At 71.5% G+C, this 21,671-nt stretch carries 35 protein-coding genes and 1 pseudogene; all 36 read left to right on the top strand.

Translation table 11 applies throughout. The features are described 5' to 3' along the window. Positions 1–2 precede the first annotated feature (2 nt). The 36 genes and pseudogenes from ABZZ79_RS27850 (at position 3) to ABZZ79_RS27675 (ending at position 21,667) form a co-directional block, all read left to right on the top strand. Positions 3–524, top strand: a complete 522-nt coding sequence (locus ABZZ79_RS27850) for a hypothetical protein (RefSeq protein WP_356693187.1) — start codon at positions 3–5, stop codon at positions 522–524. A gap of 73 nt (positions 525–597) precedes the next feature. Then, on the top strand, positions 598–759 hold the full coding sequence (locus ABZZ79_RS27845; RefSeq protein WP_356693185.1) for a hypothetical protein: 162 nt from the start codon (positions 598–600) through the stop codon (positions 757–759). Next, positions 756–1,100, top strand: coding sequence for a hypothetical protein (locus tag ABZZ79_RS27840; protein WP_356693183.1), 345 nt, complete (start codon positions 756–758; stop codon positions 1,098–1,100). The genes ABZZ79_RS27845 and ABZZ79_RS27840 overlap by 4 nt, the downstream gene beginning before the upstream one ends. Next, the gene (locus ABZZ79_RS27835; protein WP_356693181.1) at positions 1,097–1,360 is read left to right on the top strand and encodes a hypothetical protein; all 264 of its coding nucleotides are present in this window, start codon (positions 1,097–1,099) and stop codon (positions 1,358–1,360) included. Before ABZZ79_RS27840 ends, ABZZ79_RS27835 begins: the two co-directional genes overlap by 4 nt. After that, a complete protein-coding gene (locus ABZZ79_RS27830; RefSeq protein WP_356693179.1) occupies positions 1,357–1,980 on the top strand; it encodes a hypothetical protein in 624 nt (207 codons plus the stop codon). The genes ABZZ79_RS27835 and ABZZ79_RS27830 overlap by 4 nt, the downstream gene beginning before the upstream one ends. Before the next feature lie 142 nt (positions 1,981–2,122). Next, positions 2,123–2,398, top strand: a complete 276-nt coding sequence (locus tag ABZZ79_RS27825; RefSeq protein ID WP_356693177.1) for a hypothetical protein — start codon at positions 2,123–2,125, stop codon at positions 2,396–2,398. After that, positions 2,395–2,817 carry a hypothetical protein gene (locus ABZZ79_RS27820; RefSeq protein ID WP_356693175.1) on the top strand — a complete coding sequence of 141 codons (423 nt, stop codon included), beginning with the start codon at positions 2,395–2,397 and terminating at the stop codon, positions 2,815–2,817. Before ABZZ79_RS27825 ends, ABZZ79_RS27820 begins: the two co-directional genes overlap by 4 nt. Then, the gene (locus tag ABZZ79_RS27815; protein ID WP_356693173.1) at positions 2,814–3,125 is read left to right on the top strand and encodes a hypothetical protein; all 312 of its coding nucleotides are present in this window, start codon (positions 2,814–2,816) and stop codon (positions 3,123–3,125) included. Before ABZZ79_RS27820 ends, ABZZ79_RS27815 begins: the two co-directional genes overlap by 4 nt. Further along, positions 3,122–3,937, top strand: a pseudogene (locus ABZZ79_RS27810) (hypothetical protein); the annotation flags it as partial. The gene ABZZ79_RS27815 and the pseudogene ABZZ79_RS27810, both read left to right, overlap by 4 nt. A gap of 207 nt (positions 3,938–4,144) precedes the next feature. Continuing rightward, the gene (locus ABZZ79_RS27805) at positions 4,145–4,303 is read left to right on the top strand and encodes a helix-turn-helix domain-containing protein (protein ID WP_356693261.1); all 159 of its coding nucleotides are present in this window, start codon (positions 4,145–4,147) and stop codon (positions 4,301–4,303) included. Between the two features lie 91 nt (positions 4,304–4,394). Then, positions 4,395–5,060 (top strand): hypothetical protein, encoded by a 666-nt coding sequence (locus ABZZ79_RS27800; RefSeq protein ID WP_356693171.1) that lies wholly within the window; start codon positions 4,395–4,397, stop codon positions 5,058–5,060. Positions 5,061–5,074: 14 nt separating this feature from the next. Next, on the top strand, positions 5,075–5,581 hold the full coding sequence (locus ABZZ79_RS27795; RefSeq protein WP_356693169.1) for a hypothetical protein: 507 nt from the start codon (positions 5,075–5,077) through the stop codon (positions 5,579–5,581). Next, the gene (locus tag ABZZ79_RS27790; RefSeq protein WP_356693167.1) at positions 5,581–6,276 is read left to right on the top strand and encodes a hypothetical protein; all 696 of its coding nucleotides are present in this window, start codon (positions 5,581–5,583) and stop codon (positions 6,274–6,276) included. The genes ABZZ79_RS27795 and ABZZ79_RS27790 overlap by 1 nt, the downstream gene beginning before the upstream one ends. Before the next feature lie 79 nt (positions 6,277–6,355). After that, on the top strand, positions 6,356–6,607 hold the full coding sequence (locus tag ABZZ79_RS27785; RefSeq protein WP_356693165.1) for a hypothetical protein: 252 nt from the start codon (positions 6,356–6,358) through the stop codon (positions 6,605–6,607). Between the two features lie 87 nt (positions 6,608–6,694). Then, positions 6,695–6,856, top strand: a complete 162-nt coding sequence (locus ABZZ79_RS27780; RefSeq protein WP_356693163.1) for a hypothetical protein — start codon at positions 6,695–6,697, stop codon at positions 6,854–6,856. A gap of 69 nt (positions 6,857–6,925) precedes the next feature. Then, the gene (locus ABZZ79_RS27775; RefSeq protein ID WP_356693161.1) at positions 6,926–7,126 is read left to right on the top strand and encodes a hypothetical protein; all 201 of its coding nucleotides are present in this window, start codon (positions 6,926–6,928) and stop codon (positions 7,124–7,126) included. 196 nt (positions 7,127–7,322) lie between these two features. Further along, positions 7,323–7,700, top strand: coding sequence for a hypothetical protein (locus ABZZ79_RS27770; RefSeq protein WP_356693159.1), 378 nt, complete (start codon positions 7,323–7,325; stop codon positions 7,698–7,700). Positions 7,701–7,809: 109 nt separating this feature from the next. Then, on the top strand, positions 7,810–8,103 hold the full coding sequence (locus tag ABZZ79_RS27765) for an HNH endonuclease (protein WP_356693157.1): 294 nt from the start codon (positions 7,810–7,812) through the stop codon (positions 8,101–8,103). A gap of 11 nt (positions 8,104–8,114) precedes the next feature. Then, a complete protein-coding gene (locus ABZZ79_RS27760; RefSeq protein WP_356693155.1) occupies positions 8,115–8,456 on the top strand; it encodes a hypothetical protein in 342 nt (113 codons plus the stop codon). Position 8,457: 1 nt separating this feature from the next. Then, positions 8,458–8,766, top strand: a complete 309-nt coding sequence (locus ABZZ79_RS27755; protein ID WP_356693153.1) for a hypothetical protein — start codon at positions 8,458–8,460, stop codon at positions 8,764–8,766. Positions 8,767–8,878: 112 nt separating this feature from the next. Next, complete coding sequence (locus ABZZ79_RS27750; protein ID WP_356693151.1) at positions 8,879–9,154, top strand: hypothetical protein; 276 nt, start codon at positions 8,879–8,881, stop codon at positions 9,152–9,154. Beyond that, positions 9,117–10,676 (top strand): terminase family protein, encoded by a 1,560-nt coding sequence (locus ABZZ79_RS27745; RefSeq protein ID WP_356693149.1) that lies wholly within the window; start codon positions 9,117–9,119, stop codon positions 10,674–10,676. Before ABZZ79_RS27750 ends, ABZZ79_RS27745 begins: the two co-directional genes overlap by 38 nt. Positions 10,677–10,689: 13 nt before the next feature. Further along, positions 10,690–10,869 (top strand): hypothetical protein, encoded by a 180-nt coding sequence (locus ABZZ79_RS27740; RefSeq protein WP_356693147.1) that lies wholly within the window; start codon positions 10,690–10,692, stop codon positions 10,867–10,869. After that, a complete protein-coding gene (locus ABZZ79_RS27735) occupies positions 10,866–12,041 on the top strand; it encodes a phage portal protein (RefSeq protein WP_356693145.1) in 1,176 nt (391 codons plus the stop codon). The genes ABZZ79_RS27740 and ABZZ79_RS27735 overlap by 4 nt, the downstream gene beginning before the upstream one ends. Next, entirely contained in the window at positions 12,038–12,844 is an 807-nt protein-coding gene (locus ABZZ79_RS27730) for an HK97 family phage prohead protease (protein WP_356693143.1), read from the top strand. Before ABZZ79_RS27735 ends, ABZZ79_RS27730 begins: the two co-directional genes overlap by 4 nt. A gap of 138 nt (positions 12,845–12,982) precedes the next feature. Then, entirely contained in the window at positions 12,983–14,410 is a 1,428-nt protein-coding gene (locus ABZZ79_RS27725; RefSeq protein WP_356693141.1) for a hypothetical protein, read from the top strand. Positions 14,411–14,470: 60 nt separating this feature from the next. After that, positions 14,471–14,824 (top strand): hypothetical protein, encoded by a 354-nt coding sequence (locus ABZZ79_RS27720; protein ID WP_356693139.1) that lies wholly within the window; start codon positions 14,471–14,473, stop codon positions 14,822–14,824. A 15-nt stretch (positions 14,825–14,839) separates the two neighbouring features. Then, positions 14,840–15,121: a hypothetical protein gene (locus ABZZ79_RS27715; RefSeq protein ID WP_356693137.1), complete on the top strand. Its 282-nt coding sequence runs from the start codon at positions 14,840–14,842 to the stop codon at positions 15,119–15,121. A gap of 6 nt (positions 15,122–15,127) precedes the next feature. Next, complete coding sequence (locus ABZZ79_RS27710; RefSeq protein WP_356693135.1) at positions 15,128–15,715, top strand: phage gp6-like head-tail connector protein; 588 nt, start codon at positions 15,128–15,130, stop codon at positions 15,713–15,715. A gap of 10 nt (positions 15,716–15,725) precedes the next feature. Continuing rightward, positions 15,726–16,169: a hypothetical protein gene (locus ABZZ79_RS27705; protein WP_356693133.1), complete on the top strand. Its 444-nt coding sequence runs from the start codon at positions 15,726–15,728 to the stop codon at positions 16,167–16,169. A gap of 3 nt (positions 16,170–16,172) precedes the next feature. Next, entirely contained in the window at positions 16,173–16,394 is a 222-nt protein-coding gene (locus ABZZ79_RS27700) for a hypothetical protein (protein WP_356693131.1), read from the top strand. After that, on the top strand, positions 16,391–17,134 hold the full coding sequence (locus tag ABZZ79_RS27695; protein WP_356693129.1) for a hypothetical protein: 744 nt from the start codon (positions 16,391–16,393) through the stop codon (positions 17,132–17,134). Before ABZZ79_RS27700 ends, ABZZ79_RS27695 begins: the two co-directional genes overlap by 4 nt. 69 nt (positions 17,135–17,203) lie before the next feature. Continuing rightward, entirely contained in the window at positions 17,204–17,614 is a 411-nt protein-coding gene (locus ABZZ79_RS27690; protein ID WP_356693127.1) for a phage tail tube protein, read from the top strand. Between the two features lie 29 nt (positions 17,615–17,643). Beyond that, the gene (locus ABZZ79_RS27685; protein WP_356693125.1) at positions 17,644–18,123 is read left to right on the top strand and encodes a hypothetical protein; all 480 of its coding nucleotides are present in this window, start codon (positions 17,644–17,646) and stop codon (positions 18,121–18,123) included. A 10-nt stretch (positions 18,124–18,133) separates the two neighbouring features. After that, positions 18,134–18,544 carry a hypothetical protein gene (locus tag ABZZ79_RS27680; RefSeq protein WP_356693123.1) on the top strand — a complete coding sequence of 137 codons (411 nt, stop codon included), beginning with the start codon at positions 18,134–18,136 and terminating at the stop codon, positions 18,542–18,544. 189 nt (positions 18,545–18,733) lie between these two features. Continuing rightward, positions 18,734–21,667, top strand: a complete 2,934-nt coding sequence (locus ABZZ79_RS27675) for a phage tail tape measure protein (protein ID WP_356693121.1) — start codon at positions 18,734–18,736, stop codon at positions 21,665–21,667. Positions 21,668–21,671 lie beyond the last annotated feature (4 nt).

Here is a 21,671-nt window from a genome sequence, read left to right as displayed (position 1 = left end):
TCGTGACCACCACCCCGCACACCCAGCAGCAGCTCGACGAGATCCTCACCACCGGACTCGCCTGGCTGTACGACACCGTCCAGCCCGACAACGCACACGCGAGCCACCACGGCATCGTGCTCCACCATCCTGAGGCGAACCGCTGGTACGGCTTCTGCCCGGCCGGCGCCCGCAACCTGCCCGTCGTCTCCGTGGACGTCACCAAGGTCGAGTACAAGCTCGACAACGCCGGCGACTCCATCCCGGCCAACCCGCTGGAGCCCGGCGAACTGCGGGCGCTCGCCGACGAGCTGCGCCGCCGCGGCCTCGACGTCGACAACACCTGGAACGGCCACCCCGGCAAGACCGGGAGCGTCGGCATCGTCCGGCCCGCGCATCCGACGCTGATCGCCGCCGTCGACCGCTACCGCCGCGGCTGCACCGAACACCCGCAGCGGTCCGTGTTCTGCGACTGCGAGGCGTGGCGGGCGGAGAGCGCCCGGATCATCCACCCGCCGCGCCGCCCCGCCGTGTCTGTCTCGTGATCGTGGACGGCTCGGGCGCGCTGGTATCGCGCCCGAGCCTCCCGCAAGCCAACCACACCCACCGGAGGAACCCGTGACCCGCCGCTCCCGCTGCCCTCGCGGCCACTTCCTGCCCGCCGCCGACGAGTGCCGGTGCCAGCGCCCCATGCCCAGCCCCGACCTCTACGGCCAGCGCGCCGACCGCCTCCAACTCCGCGACATGGAGACCATCGCCGTCACTGCGAGGTACCTATGACCCCCTCAGCCCGCGCCCTGTGGTGGCTATACCTGGCCGCCGCCTTCCTCACCACCCGATGCGCCGCCATCAGCGCCGAGCACGGCGCTCTCTGGTACGCCGCCGGCCTCTACGCCACCGGCCTGCTTCTGCTTGTCGCTCTCACCCGCGAGTACCTGGCAGCCGACGACCGCCGCGCAGCTGCTCGACGCGCCGAGCGAGCAGCCCGGCTCCGGGCCCTCCAGGACGAGCGGGTGCTGAGCTGGCAGGCCTTGGAGCGGTCCTGCTGCCTGCGCGGCTGGGAGTCACGCGGCGCCGCCCATGACCCGTGCAGTTGCACCCGGAAGGACGAGAACGCATGACCCAGCGCTACACCGCCGACAGCATCACCGACGACGCCCTGGACCAGCTGTACGACAACGCGACCCGAGGCTGGCGCCGCGGGGACGAGTGGAAGGCCCGAGCGCTCAAGGCCGAGGCCGCCATCGCTCGGCTGACCGCCTGGGCCGACGAGCTGGACGAATACAGCCAGGTGGTCCTCAAGGACCAGACGGCCCAGCACCCCGTCGCAGCCCAGATCCGGCACCACCTGACTCAGCCCCAGGAGACCAGCACACCGTGAACGTCTGCGAGATCTGTGGCGAGGAGTCCGGCGGCCGCTACCTGTGCGAGCGGCACGCCGGGCGCCTCGCCGAGCAGCTCGGCGAACTGCCCGTGCTGTACGCCGAGGTGGCCGAATGCCTGGTGCCTCGCCAGTCCGGGTGGGGCGAGATCGTCGCCACGCGCGGCGCCGCCGGCCCACGGTCCCCGATCGACGAGGACGTCCTCGACACGGTGAACTCCGCGCGGGCCGCCGAGGTCGTGCACCTGTGGCGCGTGGACGTGCAGCAGGTGCGTTGGCCCCAGCACGGAGCGCCCGCCCCGGCCGGGCTCGGCGCGGACTGCCGGTGGCTGCGCATGGAGCTGGACTGGGTCGTGCAGCACTACCCGGGCACCGGCGACCTGGCCCGCGAGGTCTGGGCCCTCGGGCAGCAAGCCCGTTCGATCGTCGGCGATCCAGCGCCGCGGCCCCAACGGCTCGGCCTGTGCGTCGCGGTGACGGACGACCAGGGCACCGTGTGCGGGGCCGTGATCTCCCGTCTCCCGGACCAGACGCTGCTCACGTGCCGCTGGTGCCGGACCGCCTACGGGCCCGAGGCGTACCTGACGCTGCACGCGTTCCAGCCGCAGCGCACCACATGATGTTCAGTAGCCTGGACAAAGCGTTCAGGCTATGAAACGCTGCTGAAGTAAGAGAAGGGCCGGGCAGCAGCTCGGGGCTGCAACCCCGGCGCGCGCACCGCCCGACCCTTCGACCGAACACCTGACGTAACCAGGAGTCGGCATGACCGATCATGTCCCGGGCCAGAACGCGCCCGCAAGTTCCGCGCCCCGCAGGCTCGTCGCCGCGGGCTTCGCCCGCCGCCTGGCGGGCCGCACCCTCACGGCGCGTGTCACGGAGGCCGGTGTCACCGGCCGCCTGGGCAAGAGCGAGCGCCTCGCCGAGTTGCACCGCGCCTGCCGCGAGGACTACACCAGCAGCGCCGGCCGTCGCGCCCAGAACCACCGAGACGACGTCTTCCTCATCGCCGTGGCCTCCGAGGCGGTGGCCGCACGATGAGCGACCAGCCCACCAGCCAGACCCCCGACCCGCTGCGCGGCCTGCTCGACGCCGCCCGCCAGGCCCTCACCCTCCCCTCCGACGCGCCCGGCTACGACCGGCGCCTCCTCGACCGGGCCGCCCTCGTGCGCACCGTCCTCGACGCCGTCCTCGGCGAGACCCCCGAGGAGATCGCCTGGAACACCGGCTATCTGCAACGCAAGCTCGTCCTTGAGGAGCAGAACGCTGCCGAGCGCGAGAGGCAGCAGTGCCGCCGCTGCCACCACCCCTTCGACCCGGCCGACACCCGGTTCGACGGCCGCGCCCGCCACCAGGACACGCCCTGGTGCCGCCACTGCATCGACAACTGCCACGAGGGCAGCGCCGAACACCTCTGCGCCATCTGCGAGCCCTCCCGCTACGGCGGTGAGGACAAGTGACCACACCCAGCCTTCCCGAGCCCGTCCGCGACCTGCTCGCGGCCGTCCTCGAAGCGATCGCCCTCCCGCGCCCCGCCACCCACGACGGCAACGAGGTCCACGACCGACTGCTCTCCGCCCGCGTCATCCACACGAGGATCGCCCTCCGCGCCGCCCTCGACAGCGGACCCGACCTCGGCCCCGCCTGGATCGCGGCCTACCTGCGCGAGCGGCTCGCCGAGCACCCCATCACTGGATACGTCACCGTCGACCAGGAGCACGACGCCCTCGACGCAGGCAAGACCTGGTCCGAGGGGGAGGGCCGATGAGCACCAGGACGCTCACCGAGTGGGCACAGGCACACCCCCTGCCCGCCACCGTCGTGGCCGCCCTCGCCCTGGCCGCGGTCGTGGCGCTCGCGCTCGCCGGCCGCCGGGCCGCGCGACGCACCCCGGCCGCCGTCCTGGTCGCCGCGCTCGCCGCGCTCGCCTGCACCGCCTACAGCGGTGACACGTCGTGGCGGTTCGCCGAGCACAGCCTCGGCATGGTCTCCACCGAAGAACGCGCGGCGATGTTCGCCGCCGCCGAGCTGGCCCTGTTCGCCTGCGCCCTGATGGCCCGGCAGAACCTGCGCACCCAGGGAGCGCCAGGCACGCCCGGCGTCCTGGTGTGGGTCATCACCGGTGTACAGGTCATCCCCGCCTACGCCGAGTCCGGCATCGTGGGCGGCACGGTCCGCGCCGTCGTCGGCCCGGTCCTCGCAGCGCTGCTCTGGCACCTCGCCATGGGCATCGAGCTGCGGCACACCAAGCCCGGCACCGGCTCAGGCAGCCTGCCCGCCCTGCTGGCCCGCGAGGCCCGCGAGCGGCTGCTGTCCCGCCTCGGCCTGGCCACCCGCGACCGCACCGCCGAGCAGATCACCCGCGACCGGTGGACCGTCAAGGCTGTCGCCCTGGCCGCCAGGCTCGCCGACATGCCCGACGGCGCCCGCGGCCGCACCCGCGTCGCCCGACGCCTGTCCGTGGCCGTGGGCAAGGCGCAGGCCGGCGCTTGCGAAGAGCAGCGCACGAAGCTGCTGGAGCTGCTCGCCGCCCGTCGTCACGCGGCCTCGCTGGCGACGATCGCTCTCCCGTCGCCGTGGCAGGACGCCCCCCGGGACGCCCAGGACACCGAGGACGCGCACGCGTCCCGCCACGTCCCGCCCTTTCCGGTCCCCGTCCCGCCGGACGCCGGGCTGCTCCCGGTCATCGCCCGCCCGGCACCGCAGGAGCCGACCGAGCAGGACGCCCAGGACGCATCCGAGGACACCGAGGACGCACAGGACGGGACCCCGCCCGAGCCGCCCCTGATGACGTCCGCAGACGTCGCCCGGCACTACGGCATCGAGCAGTCCACCGTCCGCTCCTGGGTGGCCGCAGGACGCATCCCCGTCCACGGCAAGGACGCCCGAGGACGCAACCTCTTCCACCCGAACGACCTGGCTGACTACGCGGGCGTGCCGGTCTGAAGGCAGAGCCGTCCGCCCCGCCCCGGCGGTGAGCGGCCACGCTGCCGCTCACCGCCACCCGCCTCCCTCACCAGGCGAAAGGTGCCAGCCGATGGCACAGCCGTCGCTCGGCGGTGACGAGCTCCGCGCCCGCGCCTACCTCCGCGCCCTCCGCGCCCGCCCCCTTGGACACCAGGACACCGACATGACCGAGTCGACCCACACCCCGCTCCCGCGCCCCAGGACGGGCCGCCTGCCTGACTGGCGGCGCCCCAAGCCGACGACGCTCCCCGCCCCGGACGACAGCCACAGCAGCCCCGCGGCGAACTGGTGGGATGCGCTGTACGGCGACGACGACGCCGAGACGGCGAAGGCTCCCGCCCCCGACACGGAGGACCCCGAGCCCGAGCCGACCGGCGGCGGCTGGTGGACGCCGCAGCCCGGCTACTACCCGCAGCCCTACGTACCCGCGTTCATCACCGAAGCGCCGTCCAGGGTCCCGCTCAGCCCCAAGACGAGGTCCGCCCTCTACAACGCGTCCGCCGCGGGTGCCGGGTGGGCCCTCGGCCTCTACGACCAGGCCGCCACCGCGCTGGCCGACTGCGGCAGCAACTACAGCATCGGCGGCGCCCTCGTCCTCGGCGTGGGCGGCTGCCTGCTCATCGCCCACGCATGGGACCGCCGCACCCGCCACTGGTGGCCCGGCCTCGCCTGGGCCGCCCGCATCCCCCTCGCCACCACCATTCTCGCGCTCGCCCTCTGGGCGCCCGCAGCCTGACCAGGAGACTCACCGTGATCGAGCAGTACCTCGCCGCCGCATCGGCCATCAGCATCGAAGGCGGCCGCATCGCCGGATCTGTCGGCGCCGGCGGCATCGCCACCGCGCTCACCGTGGCGTTGGTCGCCGGAATCCGCGAGCCCAAGGGCGCCGCGGCCGGACCGGGCGGCTCCGGCGGCGGCAAGAAGAGCAAGATCCGCAAGAAGCTCACGAGCGACCAGGCCCAGTGGACCGGCGTCACCGCGGGCACCCTCTACATGGCCGCCGGGTCCATCTGGACCGTCGGCGAGAACGTGTCCGACGCATTCGCCACGGTCTTCACCGGCGGCGGCTTCGGAGAGGCCGGCACCGGTGCCGTGTCCCTGATCCTCGCGGCCATCATGTACTTCCGGGAGCTGACCCCCGGCAAGGCCGCGTTCACAGGAATCGTCTCCGCCGGAGTGTGGGCGCAGGCGGGCGGCATCTGGGGCCTGCCCCAGGCGCTGATCCTGACCGGCGCGGGCGCGATCGGCATCCTCTGATGAAGATCATCAAGGATGTGGAGGCGGGGGAGTCCGGCACTCCCCCGCTCCACCACCGCCTCGCCGCCGAACTGCGGCCGATCCTGGCCGTCCACGGAGCCGGGGCCGCCCTGCGGACCGGCTCACTGATCCTCGCGCGCCGAGGCTGGAACCTCCTCGGCACCCACCTCGACGGCCGGGAACGCGCCGGCGTCCTCCTCTTCGGCGGCTACGCAACCGTCCACACCGCCAGCCAGCACCCGGACATCACCCAGTTCGCCGTACCCGCCTCGCTCGTCGCCTGGTCCGTCCTCGCCTGGTGCGTCGCCCCGCCCGCCACCCGCACGAAGACCGAACCCGGCACCGACCCGGACGCCGCCGCCGAGCCCCGCGAGGAACTCACCCCCGACACGCTCGCCGAGGCCGTCCGCAGGGTCGCCGGGGACCGGCAGGGAGCACACCTCGCCGACCTCCTGGCCGAGCCCGAACTGGAGGGCTGGGAGCAGCCCGACCTGAAAGCCGCAATCACCCGCCTCGGGGTCCCCGTCCAGGAGTTCAAACTCCGCCTCGCCGGCCGCCAGCGCGTGCGGGACGGGGTGCGCCTGCGCGACCTCCCCCCGACGCCCGCCCCGCCCGCCGCCCCCGCAGCTCCGTCCGCCGGCCCGCCGGCCCCCGCTCCCCGACCCGATCCAGCCCCCACCACGGGGCCCGGGTAGGGCGGTAGAAACCGCAGGTCAGCGCACCTTCCTACCGACCGCCTACCTACCGCCTACCCACCCCTGAGAGGCCCCTGAGATGCCCCACGTCTACCGCTGCCGGCAATGCCGTGCGGCCAGCCCGCCAGCCACCCGCAGAGCCGCCGAGGCCTACCGGCAGGAGCACCGCGACATCGAGCACGGCGGGCTCATCCCCGCCGGCGAGGACATCGTCCGGGTGCCCGGCAGCACCCCCGACCCGGACAGCCGACACGTGAGCACCAGCGCGGTCCTCGGCGGCCTGGCGCTCCTGGCGCTCGCCTCCGCGATCGCACGAGCCCTCGGCCGCTGAACCACCACCAGACCCCGGGGCAGGCCGCATCCGCCAAGACACCGACCCGCCCCGGTCCCATCCCGATCACGAGACGAGGACCCCATCATGGCCTTCCGCCGATCCATCCCCCAAGAAGAGCTGCGCGCCAACCTGACCGCCGAGCAGCTCGCCGAGCACGCCACCACCTACCAGCCGTCCCGCGGCGGCCACTTCAAGAAGCCGGAGAAGCCCGTACCCGGCACACCGCAGGCCAGCAACAAGGACTGACCGCCGCCCAGCTGCAGCCGAGGCCCCGCCGCGCCCCCAGCGCGGCGGGGCCCACCGCATCATGGACGCATGGAGTCGCAGATCATCCGGCCCGGCCAGCTCACCGCCCACCAGGCCGCCCAGCAACTCGGCATCACCCTCGGCGGCGTTCGCCAGCTCGTCTACCGCGGCAAGCTCAAGCGCACCGGCGGCACCCCCCGCCAGCCCTGGTACGCCATCAGCGACGTCACCGCCCTACGAGACGAACGCCCGCCACACAGGGGCGCTTGACCGCAGGTCAGACCCTGTGTGACGATCTCCGAGTACAGCTGTGCCCGAAATCGGGCGCCACAGACGCTCACGAAGCCCCGGCCACCACCCCGGCCGGGGCTTCGTCGTGCCACGTCACAACATGGACACACCACGCGCGCCGCTCCCGCGCGCGTCGCATGATGCCCCCTCAGAACCCATACGTCCTGGGGAGACCATGAAGACCCGCGCCACCCTCTGCGCCACCCTGCTCGCCTTCGCCGCCCTCACCGGCTGTAGCAGCGGCAGCGACGACAAGCCCGACGCGCCCGCCTACGAGATCACGGCGCAAGACGACAGCGGGAACAGCCGCGACGTAGAGGTCACCGTCGACAGCGCCAAAGACCTCAAGGCGGTGTTCGACGCTGTGACCACGGACCTCACTGATGAGGCTGGCTACCACGTCTACATCAACTGTTCGACCGGCGGCACAGCCAAGATGGACAACCGGCTGGCCAACGGCCGCCTTGCCCGGGGCACGATGGGCGAGGCCACCACGGGCCTGAAGGACGGCGAGAGTGAGTTCGAGGCCGTCGAGGGGCACACCTGCCCCTGAACAGCTACGCGGGGCCTGGCGTCACGCCGGAGGCACAGGGAGCCGGTAGGCGGGTGACTACGAACCAGGGAGCGGGAGTCAGGTACCCCGCACAGCACAGGGGGCGAGCGTGGCCACCGACCGCAGCGAGCTGACGTCCTACCAATGGCGCCAGCTCCGCGCCCGCACCCTCGCCGCCTCCGACGTCTGCATCGTCTGCGGCCACGGCGCCGCCGACACCGCCGACCACCTCGTGCCCGTCAGCAAGGGCGGCCCACGGCTCGACCCCGACAACGTCGCCCCCATCCACGGCGTACACGGCTGCCCCGTCTGCCTCCGCAAGTGCAACAGCGAGAAGGGCGACAGGCCCCTCGCCGACGTCGCCCAACTCGTCACCACCGTCGATTGGTTCGCCGGACCGTAGAGAGGGACGCCATGCCCGACGCCAAGGTGTGCGAGACCTATACGCCACCCAGCACCTCCGAGGACTCGGGCTATTGCGCTCGATGCGGCATGCACGACTGGCGGCACGCGCGCCAGGCACCAGGCGACGTCCGATGGGTCCTGGACCATCGGCTGCACGTCTTCGCCCAGACCGAGTCAAGGCCGGGCCCGGTCAACGCCGAGGGCGAGCAGTGGCTGGAGTGCCGCCCCACAGGCAAGGCCGTGATCGTCTGCCAGTGCGGCTACACCAGCGGGCTCATCAACCGCGCGGAAGCCAGGGCCACCGTGCAAGGACTGGCCGCCGAGCACGGACCGACACCTTGGGGAAGATGACGTGGCCCGGCCGATCGAGACCGCCTACGGTCCCCTGCCCGCTGTGGCCGGCTGGCTCCGTGCCAACGGCGTCGACCTGTGCGACGTGCCGATCGACGCGGACATCGTCATCGAGCCGATGACCCTCGACGGCGCCCGCTGCATCCGGTACACCCACCTCGTCCGGGAGGACGGCCGCATCCGCTACGACCCGCTGCGCGGCGGGCCCGAGGTCACGCTGGGATTCGCGCCCCTGAGCGTCGAGCCGCCCGAGAACGTGCACGTCAGGGACCTGTCGAAAGATCAATCCGATCCGCCCGGATCGGTCTGATCCTGAAATCCCGCCGGGATTTTTAGGAAAGATCATCTTCTCAACCCCGCGCCCAGCTTTTATTTTTCTCCCCCCGGGCCAGTGACGCCGGATGATCATGGAAGGGGGCGTCATGGGCCCCGTCGAGGAAGCCGTGCGCAGCGACGTCGAGCAGCTCGGCGACCTGGTCGGTGTCGAGCCCTCGCTGTCCGAGCTGGCGTTCACACTGGCCCGCCGGATCGACTCTGCGGCGACCGGCCAGTGCGAGACGTGCGGGGAGCCCGTCGCCCAGGACGACAAGCTGCTGCCCCAGTTGACCCGCGAGCTACGGCAGACGCTCGCCCAGCTGCTGGAGGGGCGGGCCGCTGACGATGACGACGACCTCGGAGACCTGGGCTCCCCCGACTGAGTTCGCCGAGGATCTGTTCGAGCGGTACGGGCTGACGTGCCCGCCGCGCTGGGGGACGCCGCGGCACCCGGACCGGCCGTCGCTCGGACCGAAGCTGTGGAAGGTCATGGCCAAGCTCGGTGCCCCGCCGATGCCGTGGCAGAAGTACGTCAGCGATGTGGCCCTGGAGTTGGACCCGGAGACGGGCCTGTTCGCGCACCGCGAGGTGGGCCTGTCCGTCTCGCGGCAGCAGGGCAAGACCGAGCTGACGCTGGGCGCGCAGGTTCACCGGGCGATGGCGTGGAAGCGGCAGAACATCGTCTACGCCGCGCAGACCCGGGGCATGGCGCGGCAGCGCTGGGAGGACGAGTTCTGGGAGAAGATCTCTGGCTCGGACCTGGCCAAGTACGCCCGCATCCGGAAGAGCAACGGCAACGAGGCGATCCTCTTTCCGGGCAAGCGCTCACGGATGGGCATCACGGCGAACACGGAGAAGGCCGGCCATGGGCCGCCCCTCGACCTCGGGTTCATCGACGAGGCGTTCGCGCACGAGGACGACCGTCTGGAGCAGGCGTTCTCCCCGGCGATGCTGACCCGGGCCATGGCCCAGCTGTGGTGGGCATCGGCTGGCGGCACGACGAAGAGCGTGTGGCTGAACAAGAAGCGCGACAAGGGACGCGAGTTGATCGAGGCCCTGTTCGCCGCGCTCGCCGAGGACGCGTCGGCTCCCCGGCCGCGGACGGCGTACTTCGAGTGGTTCGCCCCGGAGGACATGGACCGGGCGGACCCGGCGACGTGGCGGGCGACGCTGCCCGCGCTCGGGCACACGGTGACCGAGGAGATCATCGCTGCCGAGCTGGAGAAGATGGACCCGGCCGAGTTCGACCGGGCCTACCTCAACCGCACCCGCAAGCCGACGCCTCCCACGGATCCGAACGTGCCGAAGGGGAAGTGGCCCGGCCTGGTCGACGCGGGCAGCAAGCCGGTGGCGGACAGCGTGGCACTCGCGATCGACGTGTCGCAGGACCGGAAGCGGGCGGCGATCAGCGCGGCCTCGCTGCGGCCGGACGGACGGGTGCACGTCGAGGTCGTGGCGCACCGGCCCGGCACCGACTGGGTGGTCCCTGCCGTGGCGAGGCTCCACGGCCTGTGGAAGCCGGTGGCCGTGGCGGTCGCCGCCGGGTCGCCCGCCGCGTCCCTCATCGACGACCTGGTGGCTGCGGGCATCGACGTGCCCAAGGACAAGGACCAGCCGGAGCGCGGCGATCTGGCGGTGATGCGGTCCGGGGACGTGACCGAGGCGTGCGGGCAGATGGCCGACGCCATGAACCAGGGCACGGTCGCGCACATCGACCAGGTGCCGCTGACGGCCGCGGTGAACGGGGCGCGCACGCGACGCCAGGGAGACGCGTGGACGCTGGACCGGACGAACAGCCTGGTGGACATCAGCCCGCTGTGCGCGGCCGTGTTCGCGCGCTGGGCGCTGGTGATCCGGGGGCCGCACGTGCTTGAGGACTACGACCCGCTCGATTCGATCTACTGAAGGAGGGGGCGCCGTGCGCGAGCGTGTGACGACAGCTCTCGACGCCGTCGGCCTGCTGCTCGTCGCGGCCGGCGCGGGCGCCGGGGTGTACCGGTGGCTGGGGTGGGCGGCGCTCGCCGTGAGCGGCGCCGTGGTGCTCGCCGGTTCCCTGCTCGCTGCGGGGACCGGCCGGCGGAAGGGCGGCAGCACGTGAGCCTGTTCCGCCGCCGCGACCAGGCGGGCGCCACCGCAGAGCAGCTGATCCCGCCGCGGCCCAGCACGGGGGGCGGGGCCGCGGCCGTCACGAACGACACGGCGCTGCGGCACTCCGCGGTGTGGGCGTGTCTGCGCCTGCGCGCGAACCTCATCTCGACGATGCCGGTGGACCTGTACCGGAAGGTGGACGGGATCCAGGTCGAGGTGCCCAAGCCCGCGGTCCTCGTCACGCCGGGCGGCGAAGAGGTCGAGATGCCGGAGTGGATGTACTCCAGCCAGTTCGACCTCGACCGGTCCGGGAACTCCGTCGGACTCATCACCGCGCTCGACGGGCTCGGCCTCCCGGCCCGGATCGAGCTGGTGCCGATCGGCGACGTCTCGGTGCGGATGCGCAAGGGCAAGAAGACGTACCGGATCGCGGGCACCACCTACGAGCCTCACGAGGTGTGGCACGAGAAGCAGTACACCGTCCCGGGCCTGCCCGTCGGGCTGTCGCCGGTGGCCTACGCCGCCTGGTCCATCTCGGAGTACCTGAGCATCCAGCAGTTCGCCATGGACTGGTTCCGCAACGGCGCCATCCCCTCGGCGCACCTGAAGAACACGGCGAAGACCCTGAACCCGGAGCAGGCCGACGGCGCGAAGCAGCGCTTCAAGGCGGCCGTCATGAACCGGGATCTGTTCGTCACCGGCAATGACTGGGACTACGAGATGATCCAGGCCGAGCAGGCGGGCGCCGACTGGATCGCCGCGAAGAACTTCGGCATCGGTGACGTCGCCCGGTTCTTCGACTGCCCGTCCGATCTGATCGACGCGGCGGTGTCCGGCAGTTCGGTGACCTACGCCAACATGACGCAGCGGAACTTGCAGTTCCTGGTCATGTCGCTGGGCCCGGCCGTGACCCGCCGGGAGAACGCGCTCAGCCGTCTCTCCTCGCGGCCGCGGTTCGTGAAGCTCAACAGGAACGCGCTGCTGGCGATGGACCCGCAGGCGCAGGCGAGCGTCCTGAAGACCCGTATCGACTCGCGGACGCTGACGCCGTCCGAGGCCCGCGCCTTCTACGACCAGCCGCCGCTGACGAATGAGCAGATGTCCGAGTTCGACCGGCTGTTCGGCAAGGGCACGGCACCGGCGCCCACTACCGCGACCCCGCAAGGAGGCACCCCCTCATGACCGACAAGGCGACCCTGCGGCAGCAGGCTGCCCAGGCCCGCGCCGGCGCGGCGGGCTCGACGGCGATGGCCGTCCCACGCGACCGGCCCGAGACACCCGAGCTGCGGTTCACCTCACAGCTGCGGGCGAAGAAGGTCGTCCGCGACGACATGGAGTGGTACCAGGTCGAGGGCTACGCCAGCGCCTTCGAACAGGGCTACGAGATGTACGACTTCTACGGCCCGTACACCGAGATCGTGTCCCTGGGCGCGGCGGACGCGACACTCGCGGCGGACCCCGAGGTGGTGTTCCGCTTCAACCACGCGGGCACGCCCATGGCGGGCACCCGGAACGGCAGGCTCACGCTGTGGGCGGACGACCAGGGCCTCGGGCAGCGCGCTCTCCTGAACCCCAAGCGGTCCGACGTGCAGCTGCTCGTCCAGGCCGTTGAGGACGGCGACGTGCGCGAGCAGTCCTTCATGTTCCGCATCACCTCGGGCCAGTGGTCCCCCGACTACACCGAGTACCGCATCAACAGCTTCGACCTGGAGCGCGGCGACGTCGGGCCCGTCACCTACGGCGCCAACCCGCACACCTCGATCGCCGCCCGCTCCGGGGAGTTCCTCGACCTCATCCCCAACCTCCCGCCGCTGCTGGCCCGCGAGGCCTACGCCCGCCTGTCCCAGCGCTCCGACCTCACCGCCCCCGCCGCCGCGCCCGTGCCGCAGAAGCCGGCGCCCGCGCGCGCCGCGGCCCCGGCCGGCACCGGCCGGTCCATCTCCATGCTCCGCACCCAGCTGCTCGTCGACCGCGACGAGGACTGAGCACACCAGACACAGCGCGCTGTCCGGCAGACGACCCGGACCGCCAGCCCTGTGCCGCCCGGCAGATGACCCGGGTGGGCCGTGGCCCCCGCTGTTGCTGCACCCACCACGCCCCGTCTGTACGGAGGGAAACACCCCATGCCCGGAACCATCGACGACCTGATCGCCTCAATCGAGGTCGAGCTGGAGGCCGCCCAGAAGCGGCTGAAGAAGTGCGGCGCCGAGGTCCAGCTGATCCTGGACAAGGCGCAGCAGGAAGGCCGCTCCAACCTCACCGCCGAGGAAGACGCACGCGTTGCCGAGCTGTTCGCCGCGCGCGACCAGGCCCGCAACGACATCGCCGGCATCGAGAACAAGCTGGCCACCACGAACAAGCTGAAGGTCGAGGAGCAGGAGCGGGAGGCCAAGCAGAAGGAGCAGCGCGCCACCCCGGCCGCGCAGCGCAAGCCCGCCTACGACCAGGTCGCCCGCGTGGGCCGCGAGGAGCGGACCTACCGCAAGGACGAGGACCCGCTGGGCAAGCGGTTCCTGATGGACGTCTCCCGCCAGTTCCTCTACCAGGACGTCGAAGCGTCCCACCGTCTCGCCCAGCACATGCAGGAGGAGCGCGTCGAGCGCGCCGAGTACCTCCAGCGTGCGGTCGGCACGAGCGCGTTCGCGGGCCTGACGGTCCCGCAGTACCTGACCGACATGTACGCCCCTGCCACGGCGAACCTGCGGCCGTTCGCGGACATGTGCAACTCGCACCCACTGCCGGAGTCGGGGATGTCGGTCAACATCTCCCGCATCACCACGCCGTCCAGCGCCGCCCTCCAGGCGTCGGAGAACTCGAACGTCTCCGAGACCGACATGGACGACACCCTGCTGACCATCCCGGTGCAGACCGCGGCGGGCCAGCAGACCGTGTCCCGGCAGGCCATCGACCGCGGTACCGGCATCGAGGACGTCACGATGCAGGACCTGATCAACCGGGTCAACACCAACCTCGACTCGACCCTGATCAACCAGGCCACCACCGGCCTGTCTGCGATCGCACAGGCCACCGCCTACACCGACGCCTCCCCGACCGGCGCCGAGCTGTACCCGAAGATCCTGGGCGCGGCGGCCGGGGTGGAGGCCAACCTGCTGGCGATGGGCCGCCCGTCCCACGCGGTCATGCACTCGCGCCGCTGGTACTGGCTGTCCAGCCAGATGCAGTCGGTCTGGCCGATGATCAACTGGACGAACCTGCCCGTTCAGGCCGCGGGCCAGGCCAACCCGAACAGCTCCTACGCCTCCGGCCCGCGCGGTGTCCTGCCGTGCGGCCTGGAGGTCATCGTCGACAACAACATCCCCACCGGGCTCGGCGCCGGTACGAACGAGGACGAGCTGTACGTCGTCCCGCAGTCGGAGTGCCACCTGTGGGAGGACGGCAACGCGCCGCTGTTCATCCGCGCCGAGCAGGCCAAGGCCGCCAGCCTCGGCGTCCTGCTGGTCGCCTACTCGTACTTCGCCTACACCTTCGGCCGGTACACCAACGGCATGCAGAAGGTCGGCGGTACGGGCATGGTCCAGCCCACGTTCTGACCCTGTCGCCGGGCCCGGCAGCCGGGCCCGGCCATCACGCGTACAGGAAGGGGACAGACCGTGGGACTCAGGAACGTACAGGCTGACGTCGCGCTGCCGTCCGCGGCACGGGCGGCCGGCACCTTCTCCAGCGGACCGATCACGGCGGCGGGCGGCGCCGCCGACGTGCTGCTGTCCGTGCACTGCACTGCGGCGACAGGCGGCACGCCCACGCTCGACGCCTCGCTGGAGGAGTCCGCCGACGGCAGCAGCTGGACGGCCGTGCCCGGCAGTTCCGTCACGCAGCTGACGGCCGCAGGGAACCGGCTCGCCTACGCCGCGATCACCAAGAACTACGTCCGCGTCACGTCCACCGTCGCGGGCACCACGCCCAGCGTCACGTACCGGGCGGCTGTCTGGATCCGCCCCGAGTAGAGGATAGGGAACGCCATGCCCCGAGACGAGAACATGATCGCCGCGCTGAAGCGGGAGCGCGCCATCTACGTGAACGCCGGCGACGAGGACCGGGTGCGCCAGGTCGACGAGTCCCTCAAGCATTACGGCTACGGGCCGGACTCCAGCAGCGGCGAGCAGGACGGACCGCAGGACCGCACCACGCCGCCGCAGCAGACCGCCGACCAGGGCAGGACCCCGGCGAAGAAGACGGCCGCGAAGAAGACGGCCGCTCCGCCTGCCCCGGGGGAGCCCGGTCCCACCCCGCCGGCAGCGTGATGCCAGGTGGCCCACGAGTACGGCACCCTGGACGCGCTCCGCAAGCGCGTCGGCGCGGAGGCCGCCGACAGCAGCCGGGACGACGAGCTGGCGGCGGCACTGGAAGCCGCGTCGCGGGGGATCGACCGTGCGACCGGACGCCGGTTCTGGCTCGACGACGCGCCCGTTGCCAGGGTGTACCGCCCCGCTGGCCGGGTCGTGTGCGAACCCGACGGCGACCTGCTGCTCGTCGACGACGTCGGCAACATCGACGTCCTCACGGTGGAGATGGGGAGGGGCTCCACCTGGACGGCGGTCACCGACTACGAGACACAGCCCGACAACGCGCTCGCTGACGGTAAGCCGATCACCGGCTTGCTGCGGATGGGCGGGTGGGGCAACGCCCGGGTCCGCGTCCTCACGCGGTGGGGCTGGCCGGCGGAACCGGGCGACATCACCGAGGCCTCGCTGATCCAGGCCACCCGCCTGTACAAGCGCAAGGACAGCCCGGAAGGGATCATCGGTTCGGCCGAGTGGGGCGTGCGCAACCTCAGCCGCCGTGACCCGGACGTGTGGAACCTCATCGAGCCGTTCATCCTTCCTGGCTTCGGATAGGAGGTGCCCGATGCAGCCCTCACTCATCCGTGAGGCCATCGCGACCGCGGCCCGCGCGGTCGTCCTGCCCGCAGGCATCAACAAGCTGACGACGAGCGGCTACGTGCCGGACTCCGTCCTGGCCCCGCACTTCTTCGTCGGCGAGTACGAGCAGGTCTACGACAGGGCCATGGCCCGCGGCCTGGACGAACTCACCTTCACCTGCCGCCTGCTGGTCTCCCGGACCGACGACCGCTCGGCCCAGAAGGTCCTCGACGACATGCTCGCCGGATCCGGCCCGGCCTCGCTCAAGGCGGCCATCGAGGTGGCCCGCGGCGCGCCCGGCGACTACGCCCTGGGCGGTCTGGCGCACGACCTGCACGTAATGCGGGTGCAGGGCTACCGCTGGTACGAGCACGCCGGCTCCACCTACGTCGGCGCCGAACTGATGATCAAAGTGATCGGAGAGGGGTAGCTCATGCGTATCCGCATGCTGGTCGACATGCCCGAGGGCGCCACCCGCAACGGCGAGCCCTGGCCCGCCAAGGGCGAGCCCGTCGACCTGCCGACCGCGGAGGCCGCACACCTGGTCGCCTCGGGCGTGGCCGAGGACGCCACCGTCGAGGACGTCGATCAGGCGCCCGCTGAACCGCGCGGCCGCCGCCGCAGGACGGCCGACACCGAGAGCGAGGCGACGTGAGCAAGACGGTCCTGGTCAACGTGCGCGCGTTCGCCGCCGGCGTCGACCTCACCAGTCAGTCCAACAAGATCGAACTGTCCTCGGAGGTCGAGGACAAGGAGACCACCAACTACGGCTCGAACGGCTGGAAGGAGAGCATCGGCGGCCTCGGCTCCGCCGAACTTTCCGGAGAGGGGCAGTGGGAAGCGGGCGACCCGGGCAAGGTCGACGACGCGTCATGGGCGCACCTCGGCACGGTCATCCCCTGGTCCGTCAGCGCGAACAACGACGCCAGCGTGGGCAGCCTGGCCTACCTCATGTCTGCGCTCCGCTCGAACTACACGCTCGGCGGAACGGTCGGCGACGTCGCCCCGTGGACCGGCACCGGCAAGTCGTCGAGCCCGCTGGTGCGCGGGCAGTTCGCCCACCCGCCCGGCCTCGCCCGCACCGCGACCGGCACCGGCACCGGCCTCCAGGTCGGCGCCGTCCCCACGGGCCGACGGATGCACGCCGCGCTCCATGTCCTGTCAGTGGCCGGCACCGCCACCCCGACCATCACCGCCCGCATCGAATCCAGCGTGGACAACACGTTCGCCGCGCCCACTACCCGGCTGACGTTCACCGCGGCGAGCGCCGTCGGCGGGCAGATCCTGCGCACGTCCGGCAGCGCGATCACGGACACGTGGTGGCGGATCGCCTGGACGATCTCGGGCACCACGCCGTCGTTCCTGTTCGTCGGCTCGCTCGGCATCGGCGCGTAGCCACCCCGCACACCCCGCACCCCGGCCCGCACCGGGGCCACACGCCTGCCCTGGAAGGGGGCCCACACCATGCCCAAGATGGTCCTGCTCGCCGAGTACCTGAGCATCAACGCGAACGTCCTGAACACGTACACCAAGAAGGCCGAGGTCTCGATCGAGGTCGAGGAGAAGGACGTCACGACGTTCGCCTCCCTCGGCTGGAAGGAAGTCCTCGGCGGCCTGAAGAGTGGCGAGCTGGGGCTGGAGCTGTTCAACGACTACGCCGCCGCGGCGCTGGACGCGATCATGTGGCCGCTGCTCGGCACCGTTGTCCCGTTCGAGGTGCGCGCCGACCAGGGCGCGGTCAGCACCTCGAACCCCAAGTACACCGGCAGCGTGCTGATCAAGAGCTGGAACCCGATCACGGGCAGCGTCGGCGACGAGGCCACGGTGTCGGTCACGTACCCGACCTCGGGCGCGGTGACCCGCGCAACCGTCTGATGTCCGGCGGGCCGCCGTTCTCGCTCGGCGTGGAAACGCATGAGGGCCTGGCCGCCCTGGTGCGTGCGATCCGCGCGGAGGAGGACGGCAAGCAGCTGCGCAAGGAGCTGGCCGCGAACATGCGGGCAGCGCTCAAGCCCGGCGCCGACGAGGCAAAGAGCCAGATCATGTCTCTGTCCTCGGCCGGCCTCAGTACGGCGCCCGCGCTGCGGACGTCCGTGGCCCGCAAGATCCGGCCCGAGGTGAAGCTGGGCGGCCGCTGGTCGGGCGCCCGCGTGAAGGCCTTCAAGTTGAAGAACGTGCGGGGTTTCGCGAACGCCCCGAAGAGGCTGAACCGCGCGGGCGGCTGGCGGCACCCGGTGTACGGCAACCGCGAGATCTGGGTCCAGCAGCACGGCAAGGTCGACTGGTTCGACCGCGCATTTCAGGGCCGTGAGGGCGAGTACAAGGCGGCCGTCGAGGCGGCCATGGAGAACATGGCCCGGCGCATCGCTGCGCGGGCAGACTAAGGAGACCCCGTTGTATCTGGTCTACAGCCCCGAGGGCAGCGACGAGCCGAAGCGCTTCAAGTACAACCCCCGCAAGATCATGTCGGTGGAGCGGGAGAACATCGAACGCCTCACCTCCCGCAACTGGTCGGCGTTCACCAAGGACGTGATCCAGGGCAACAGCCTGTGCCGCCGCGTCCTGCTGTTCACGTACCTCAAGCGCGAGCACCCCACCGTGAAGCTCGACGACGTCGATTTCGCGTGGGACGAGCTGAAGCTGGAGTACTCCAAGGCCGAGCTGATCCAGCTGCGCGAGGGCGTCTCGGAGAACGCGACCGGCGACGAGCGGGCGGCCACCCTCGCGCAGCTGGACCTTGAGATCGCCGAGGCCTTCGACGACCCGGAGGACGAGGGAAAAGCGAGTCTGCCCGTCGCCGACTGAGCCGCCTCGGCGATGCGGCCCACCTGCTGGGCATCCTGGCCCGCGACTGGGACGCCTTCACCGTCGAGGAGACGGACGTCTATCTCGCCTGGCTCGACGCCTACGAGGAAGCCCAGCGCAAGGCCAGTGAAGAACTGAAGAACAGCTGAACAGGGGCCGCCGTGCCCCCTGACCACAGGGGGTGCGGCCGTGAGCGACACGTCGCTGGTCTTCAACCTGGTCGCCCGGGACAACACCGAGCAGGGCCTGTCCTCCGCCCGGGAGCGGTTCGACACGGCGGCCGCCGGCATCGGCGCGGGGGTGGCGGCCGCGCTCGGCGCCGGCATCGCGGCAGAGATGGACCTGGAGGCGGCCAGCACCAAGCTGGCCGCCCAGCTCGGCATCGGCCCGGCCGAGGCGGCCGAGCTGTCGCAGATGTCCGCGCGCGTCTACAGCGAGGCCTGGGGCGACTCCACCGAGACCGTCAACGAGGCGATCCGCGGGGTCTACCAGAACATCGGCAAGAGCACGGCGGCCGAGAGCGGCCTGGAGGACGTCACCACCAAGGCACTCGCGCTCGCCGAGACGTTCAACACCGAGGTCGGCCCGGTCACGGCTGCAGTCGGCCAGCTCGTCCGCACGGGCCTGGCCGACAGCGCAGACGAGGCGTTCGACATCATCACCACCGGATTCGGCACCTCCGCCAACAAGGCGGATGACCTACTGGAAACGCTGAACGAGTACTCGACGCAGTTCAGACGGGTCGGCCTGGACGGACAGACCACGATCGGCCTGATCCACCAGGGCATCGTCAAGGGCGCCCGGGACGCCGACGCGGTCGCCGACGCCATCGGAATTTTCGGCGAGGTGGCGCTCGGCAGCAGCAAGGCCACACAGGCCGCGTTCGGCTCGATCGGCCTGGACGGCCTGAAGATCGGCGCGATGATGCGCGCCGGAGGCAGCCAGGCCACTGAGGCACTCCAGATGACCATGGACGCGCTGCGGGGCACCGAGAACAAGACGACCCGGCTGAACGCGGCGCAGGCGCTGTTCGGTGACCTGGCCAACACCCAGGCCGACGCCCTGTTCGCCCTCGACCCTGCCAGCGCTGCGGCGGCCTCGGGCATGGACAAGGCGACCGGTTCCACCGACAAGCTCGCCGACGCCATGGACGACAGCGCGTCGAAGGCGTTGACGAGGTTCAAGCGCACGGCCCTGCTGGAGATCGGCGCCGTCGCCGGCGTGTTCCTCGACTTCGCCACCGAGAACGAGGCCGTGATGCGGCCCCTGATGTACACGCTGCTCGGCCTCGCCGGGGTCGTCCTGGTCGTCAAGGGCGCGATGATGGTCTACGCAGCGGGGGCGGCCGTCGTGGGCGCGGCCCACTGGCTGATGGACACCGCGGCCATGAAGACCACCCTCGGGTGGCTGCGGATGAACGCGGTCGGGCTGTGGGCCTACGCCCGCATCGCGGGCGCCGCCATCGTCTCGGGCGCGGCGACCGCCGCCGCGTGGACGGGGTCGGCGCTGGTGGCGATCGGCACGTGGATCCTGAGCGTGATCCGGGCCGCCGTCGTCTCCTCCGTCCAGTTCGCCATCATGGCCGCCAAGGCGGTCTGGTGGGCGGCGACCATGGCCGCCCAGTGGCTGATTGCCATGGGCCCGGTCGGCTGGGTCATCGCGGTGGTGATCGGCCTGGTCGCGCTGGTCATCGCCAAGTGGGACAGCGTCAGGCGCTGGACCGGCCTGGTCTGGGACTGGGTCGTCGGCAAGGTGGCCTCGGCTGTCGGCCGTGTCCTCGCCGTCGTCACGTGGATGGGCCGGATCCCCGGCTGGGTCTCCGGGTGGTTCAACTCGGCCAAGAACTGGGCGGTCAAGAAGGCCCTGGAACTGGTCGGCTGGATGGTGAGCTGGCCCGGCCGGATCAACGCCGCCATCGGCTCCATGCGCGGCCTGCTCGTCAGCAAGGGCATGGACGTCGTCCGCGGCCTGTGGAACGGCATCAGGTCCATGGGCGGATGGCTGCGCAGCCAGCTGTACTCCTTCGCGAAATCGGCCGTTCCGGGCCCGATCGCCAAGGCCCTCGGGATCGCCTCGCCCTCGAAGGTGACCCGGGCCCAGGGCCAGTGGATCGCGCGCGGCCTGGTCCTCGGCATGACCGGGTCGCGCAAGCAGGTCCAGGCCGCCGCAGCGAAGCTGGCGGACATCATCCGTGCCGCGCTCGCCCCGGGCGGCCGGCGCACCAAGGCCCTGGCCAAGGCGGACTTCGGCACCGAGCGGCTGCTGCGGCTGGCCGACCGCGAGGCAGTGGTGGCCACCAGACTGAAGACCGCCACCAAGCGGCTGGACGACCTGGTCAAGGCCCGCGCCAAGCTGGTCGCGGACGTCAAGAAGGGCGTTCTCGACAGCGCCAACATCACCACCCTCGCCGGGCAGGGGCCGGTGTCGGCGGAGACCCTGCTGACGAACATGACCGACAAGCTGGCCGCCGCCAAGAAGTTCGCCGCCGATCTGGTCGCACTGCGCAAGAAGGGCGTCCGGTCCGACCTGATCGCGCAGATCGCACAGGCCGGCGTCGAGGGCGGGGCGAGCGCCGCGGCCGCCCTCGCCACCGCCAGCAAGGGCACCATCAGCCAGATCAACTCCACCCAGGCGCAGATCGTCGCCGCGGCGGGCAAGGCGGGCACGGTGGCGGGTGACGCCCTGTACGGGTCCGGCATCCACGCCGCCAAGGGCCTGGTGGCGGGCCTGAAGGCCGAACAGAAGAACATCGAGAACGCCATGCTCACGATCGCGCTGGGCATGCAGAAGGCCATCAAGAAGGCCCTCGGTATCAAGAGCCCGTCGACCGTGCTGGCCGACCAGGTCGGCCGGTGGATCCCGCCCGGCGTGGTGGCGGGCATGCAGCGCACCGCGCCGCAGCTCGACGAGGCCATGCGGACCCTGGTCCGGCCCGAACTCGCGGCCCCCGCACGGCCGCTGACCGCGCCCACCATGGCGCCGCTCATGGGCGCCCAGGCCGCAGGCGGCACCGCCCGCGTCGTGCTCGATATCCAGGGCGCGGACAGCGAGCTCAAGCGGCTGTTCCGCAAGATGGTCCGCGTCGACGGGCGCGGCCGGGTGCAGATCCTCACCGGAGAATAGGAGG

Origin of the sequence: Streptomyces sp. NPDC006458, assembly GCF_040612135.1 — a bacterium.
GTDB lineage: Bacteria > Actinomycetota > Actinomycetes > Streptomycetales > Streptomycetaceae > Streptomyces.
Note: the sequence above shows the minus strand (reverse complement) of the source record. Positions and strands in the feature narration are given on the sequence as shown.